This is a genomic window from Paenarthrobacter sp. CM16 (genome assembly GCF_013179505.1).
Taxonomy (GTDB): Bacteria; Actinomycetota; Actinomycetes; order Actinomycetales; family Micrococcaceae; genus Arthrobacter.
The window spans coordinates 1-4943 of the sequence record NZ_JABMCX010000319.1 but is presented as its reverse complement, the minus strand read 5'-3'; the positions used below and the strand labels follow the sequence as shown (position 1 = coordinate 4943).

The 4943-nt window shown below is 62.8% G+C and carries 4 protein-coding genes; all 4 read left to right on the top strand.

Annotation, left to right across the window (positions count from 1 at the left end):
* The coding region (locus HP499_RS20645; protein ID WP_172326000.1) for a Mur ligase family protein at positions 1-1175 on the top strand (1175 nt) is incomplete at its 5' end.
* A gap of 6 nt (positions 1176-1181) precedes the next feature.
* Positions 1182-2672 carry a UDP-N-acetylmuramoyl-tripeptide--D-alanyl-D-alanine ligase gene (gene murF, locus HP499_RS20640; protein ID WP_172325999.1) on the top strand — a complete coding sequence of 497 codons (1491 nt, stop codon included), beginning with the start codon at positions 1182-1184 and terminating at the stop codon, positions 2670-2672.
* Positions 2669-3778, top strand: coding sequence for a phospho-N-acetylmuramoyl-pentapeptide-transferase (mraY, locus tag HP499_RS20635; protein WP_089594499.1), 1110 nt, complete (start codon positions 2669-2671; stop codon positions 3776-3778). The genes murF and mraY overlap by 4 nt, the downstream gene beginning before the upstream one ends.
* Positions 3760-4943: UDP-N-acetylmuramoyl-L-alanine--D-glutamate ligase (gene murD, locus HP499_RS20630; protein ID WP_172325998.1), on the top strand; the 1184-nt coding region annotated here is incomplete at its 3' end. The genes mraY and murD, both read left to right, overlap by 19 nt.

The window sequence follows — 4943 nt, the reverse complement described above, 5'->3', positions numbered from 1 at the left end:
CCACCACCTACTTCATCAACTCCCTCTTGCGGGCTTTGGGAAAGAAGCCCGGACTCATTGGCACCATCGAGATCGTGGCGGGCGGGGAACCCATTCCAAGCCTGCTGACCACCCCGGAGTCCACAGACGTCCATGCCCTGTTGGCGTTGATGCGTGAACGTGGCCTGGAAGCTGCCTCCATGGAAGTGTCATCCCATGCAATTTCCTACCGCCGCGTGGACGGTGTGATGTTCGACGTCGCGGGCTTCACCAACCTCACCCAGGACCACCTGGACCTGCACGGGAGCATGGAGGAGTACTTCCGAACCAAAGCGGATCTTTTCACGGCCGGAAGGGCCCGGCACGCTGTTGTCACCGTGGACGACCAGTGGGGGCGCAAGCTTGCGGAGGCAGCTGACATCCCTGTCACCACCCTCTCAGCCGGTGGGACCGGTGCCGACTGGCAAGTGGCCGGAATTTCCGCCCGCGGGCTGGGCTCGGAGTTTGAGCTGCGGCACGTTGACGGCCGTTCACTGCGCGTCCATACGGGCCTGCCGGGCGACTTCAATGTTGCCAATGCAGCCCTTGCCACGGTTATGGTCCTGGCCTCCGGTGTTGATGAAGAGACCCTCCAAGCAGCCTTGGATACCCATGATCCCTTTACCGTTGCTGTTCCCGGCCGGATGCAGTTGGTCTCCACGGAACCGGCGGCCGTTGTTGATTTTGCCCACAATCCCGATGCCCTGGCACGCGCCTTGGAGGCCGTGCGGTCCCCGCAGGAAGGATCCCGCGTCATCGTGGTCTTCGGTGCTACCGGCCAACGGGATCAAGGCAAACGGCCCACGATGGGTGCCATTGCCGCGCGCCTGGCCGACGTGGTGATTGTCAGCGATGACGATCCCCACGACGAAGACGCCGCCTCCATCCGGGCCGAGGTGCTCCAGGGCGCCCACGCGGCGCGCGAGCAGGAGGGACTGTCCAGCGAGATCATTGAGTCCTACCCGAGGGATGCAGCAATCCGCCTGGCCGTGGATCTGGCCTCAGCCGCCGACACCATCCTGATAGCCGGACGTGGCCACGAAGTGTGGCAAGAGGTCAAAGGCGTCAACCTGGCCCTGGACGACAGGGTGGAATTGCGCGCCGCCTTGACATCCAAGGGATTCAGCGTTTCAACGGACCAGCGGATAGAGTCCTAAACCGAGATGATTGCACTTACTGCGGCGGAGATCGCCGACATCACCCATGGCCGACTGACCGGAGCTACGGACGTCGTGCCCACCTCCGTCGTCACTGATTCACGGGAAGCGACGCCCGGTTCCTTGTACGTTGCCAAGCCCGGCGAGCACGCCGACGGCCACGACTTCGTCGGGGCCGCTTTCGATCGTGGCGCCGTCCTGGTTCTCGCCGAACGTGAAGTCACCGATGCCGCCGGAAGCCCGTATCCCGCCGTCGTGGTTGATGACGCCGTTCTTGCCATGGGCGCCTTGGCAGCGGAGAGCGTCCGACGCATCAGGGCTGAACGTGCGCAGCGCGGCGAGGACTTTAGTGTCATCGGCATCACTGGCTCGGCGGGTAAAACCACCACCAAGGACCTCCTCGCCGGAGTTCTTTCCGCAGCCGGCAAGACCGTGGCCCCGCAGGGCTCCTACAACGGTGAGGTGGGCGTCCCGCTGACGGTATTCGCCGCCGATGCAGATACCCGCTACCTCGTCATCGAAATGGGCGCCACCGGGCTCGGCCACATCAAGTACCTTGCGGAGATGGTCAAGCCGGATATCGGCGTTGTCCTGGTGGTTGGCACAGCTCATGCAGGTGAATTCGGTGGCGTGGAAAATATCGCCAAAACCAAGGGCGAACTCGTTGAGGCCCTCAGCGAGCACGGCACAGCTGTCATCAACCTGGACGACGGCCGTGTTGCTGCGATGCGCAGCCGGACCAAAGCCAAAGTCCTGGGGTTCACCTCTTCCCCGGCTACCACTGAGGAAGTCGAAGCCCGCAATGTGGTGGTCAACGGCCAGGGATTCCCGGAATTCGATCTGGTACTGCCCGACGGCGGACCTGCCGTTCCGGTGCGAAGCCGCCTGATCGGCGCCCACCACGTCACCAATTTGTTGGCCGCTGCGGCAGCCGCGTTCGCCGCGGGCATTCCGGCATCAGCAATTGCCGCCTCCTTGAGCACGCAGTCGGCGGCCAGCCGCTGGCGCATGGAGCGCACGGAACGCGCGGACGGCGTGACCATCATCAACGACGCCTACAATGCCAACCCCGAATCCATGAGGGCGGCGTTGCGCACCCTTGCAGACCTTGGGCAGGGCAGGAGGACCTGGGCGGTTCTGGGAGCCATGCTCGAGCTGGGGGAGGACTCCATCCGCGAGCACACCGCCGTAGGCACCCAGGTGGTCCGCTTGAACATCTCGCGGCTGGTGGTGGTGGGCCGCGAAGCACGCGCCCTCTACATCTCTGCCATCCAGGAAGGATCCTGGGGAGACGAATGTTCGTTCACCGAGACGGTGGAAGAAGCCTATGAGCTTCTTCAGAACGAGCTCGAACCCGGTGACCTGGTGCTGTTCAAATCCTCCAACGGCGTGGGGCTGCGGCATTTGGGTGATCGGATAGCATTACCTCCACGGGCCGAGCCCACCGGAGACAACGCAGCCGGCACGGCTGCAAGCGAAGGGAACGAGCTGCTGTGATTGCACTTTTGATCGGCGCCGGCGTCGCCCTTCTGGTAGCCCTGATAGGGACACCCCTGTTCATCAAATTCCTCGTAGCCAAGAGCTACGGGCAATTCATCCGTGACGACGGGCCAACTTCCCACCACACCAAGCGTGGAACGCCCACCATGGGCGGAACGGTAGTGGTTGCCGCTGTTCTCATCAGTTACTTCGTGACCCACCTGATCATGTGGATGATGAACCCGCGCTCACCCGGTCCTTCCGCGTCCGGGCTCCTGCTGCTCTTCCTGATGGTGGGGATGGGCTTTGTGGGCTTCCTGGATGACTACATCAAGATTTCCAACAAGCGAAGCCTGGGACTGAACGCCCGCGCCAAGCTGATCCTCCAAGCTGCCGTTGGAATCATTTTCGCGGTCCTGGTCCTGCAGTTCCCCAATGAGGACGGGTTGCGCCCGGCATCCACCCAAATCTCGCTGGTGCGGGACATCCCCTGGTTGGACCTCGCCTTCGGCGGAACCGTGCTCGGCGCGATCCTCTTCATCGTCTGGTCCAACCTGATCATCACCGCGGCCACCAACGGAGTGAACCTGACCGACGGCCTGGACGGGCTGGCGGCCGGCGCCTCCATCATGGTCTTCGGCGCCTACACCATCATGGGGATCTGGCAGAACAACCAGGCCTGTGGATCACCGCGTGAAGCGGGCAGCGGTTGCTATCAGGTCCGCGACCCCATGGACCTTGCGCTGCTGGCAGCCATCCTCAGTGCCGCCCTGGTGGGCTTCCTGTGGTGGAACACTTCGCCTGCCAAGATCTTCATGGGCGATACCGGCTCGCTGGCGATCGGCGGTGCTGTTGCGGCCTTTGCCATCCTGTCCCGCACTGAACTGCTGCTGGCCTTCATCGGTGGCCTGTTCGTCCTGATCACCCTGTCGGTGATCATCCAAGTGGGCTTCTTCAAGCTCAGCGGCGGCAAGCGCGTCTTCAAGATGGCACCGCTCCAACACCACTTTGAACTCAAAGGCTGGGCGGAAGTCACCGTGGTGGTGCGCTTCTGGATCCTCGCTGGACTCTTTGTGGCCGCGGGCCTTGGGATTTTCTACGCTGAATGGGTGGTACTGCTGTGAACGGAAGCCCGGAGATGACCCCGTCCGCCACGGACAGGCTCAATGGACTCACCAGCTGGGATGCTGATTGGAACGGCCTGCGGGTGGTGGTGACGGGAATCGGTGTATCCGGCTTCTCGGCAGCGGACACCCTGATCGAGCTTGGAGCCAAGGTAGTGGTGGTCGATGCCGCCACCACCGCCAAGGCCCAGGCCCAGGCAGATACCCTGAAAATCGTGGGTGCGGTGGAGGTGTTGTTGGGTGAGGATGCGGTCAGTGCCCTTCCCCTGATCGACGGCGCCATGCCCGAACTGGTGGTTACATCGCCAGGCTGGCGACCCGACCAAGCCCTGCTGGCTGCTGCCAAGCGCAAGCACATCCCGGTCTGGGGAGATGTTGAACTGGCCTGGCGCCTCCGCGTCCGCGAGGGACGCAAGACGGCGGATTGGCTCACCATTACCGGCACCAACGGCAAGACCACTACCGTGGGCATGACCGAATCCATGCTGCAGGCGGCTGGACTCAAGGCCATCGCCGTGGGCAACGTGGGAACTCCCATCCTGGACGCGCTGCGTGATCCTGTGGACTATGACGCCTTCGCTGTTGAGCTTTCCAGCTTCCAGCTCCACTGGAGCCACTCCTTGTCACCGGTGGCCAGCGTGTGCCTCAACGTTGCCGAAGACCACGTGGACTGGCACGGATCGTACGGCTCTTACTTGGCGGATAAAGCCAAGGTGTATGAAAACACCCAAAAGGCCGCCGTCTACAACGCGGAGCAGATCGAAACCGAGCGCATGGTGGAGAACGCAGATGTGGTGGAAGGATGCCGTGCCATTGGCTTCACCACCAACACGCCGGCCATCAGCATGCTCGGTGTCGTGGACGGGCTGTTGGTTGACCGTGCTTTCATTGCCGAGCGCAAAGACTCCGCTGCGGAGTTGGCATCGATGTCCGATCTCGGACCCGTTGCCCCGCGGCACATGGTGGCCAATGCCCTTGCTGCCGCTGCCCTGGTACGCGCTTACGGAATTGAACCGGCAGCTGTAAAGCAGGGCCTGATCAACTACCTTCCTGGCGCCCACCGCATCCAGGTGGTGGCCAAGCAGAATGACATACTTTGGATCAACGATTCAAAGGCCACCAACCCCCATGCGGCATCGGCTGCGTTGTCCTCCTTCCAGCAGGT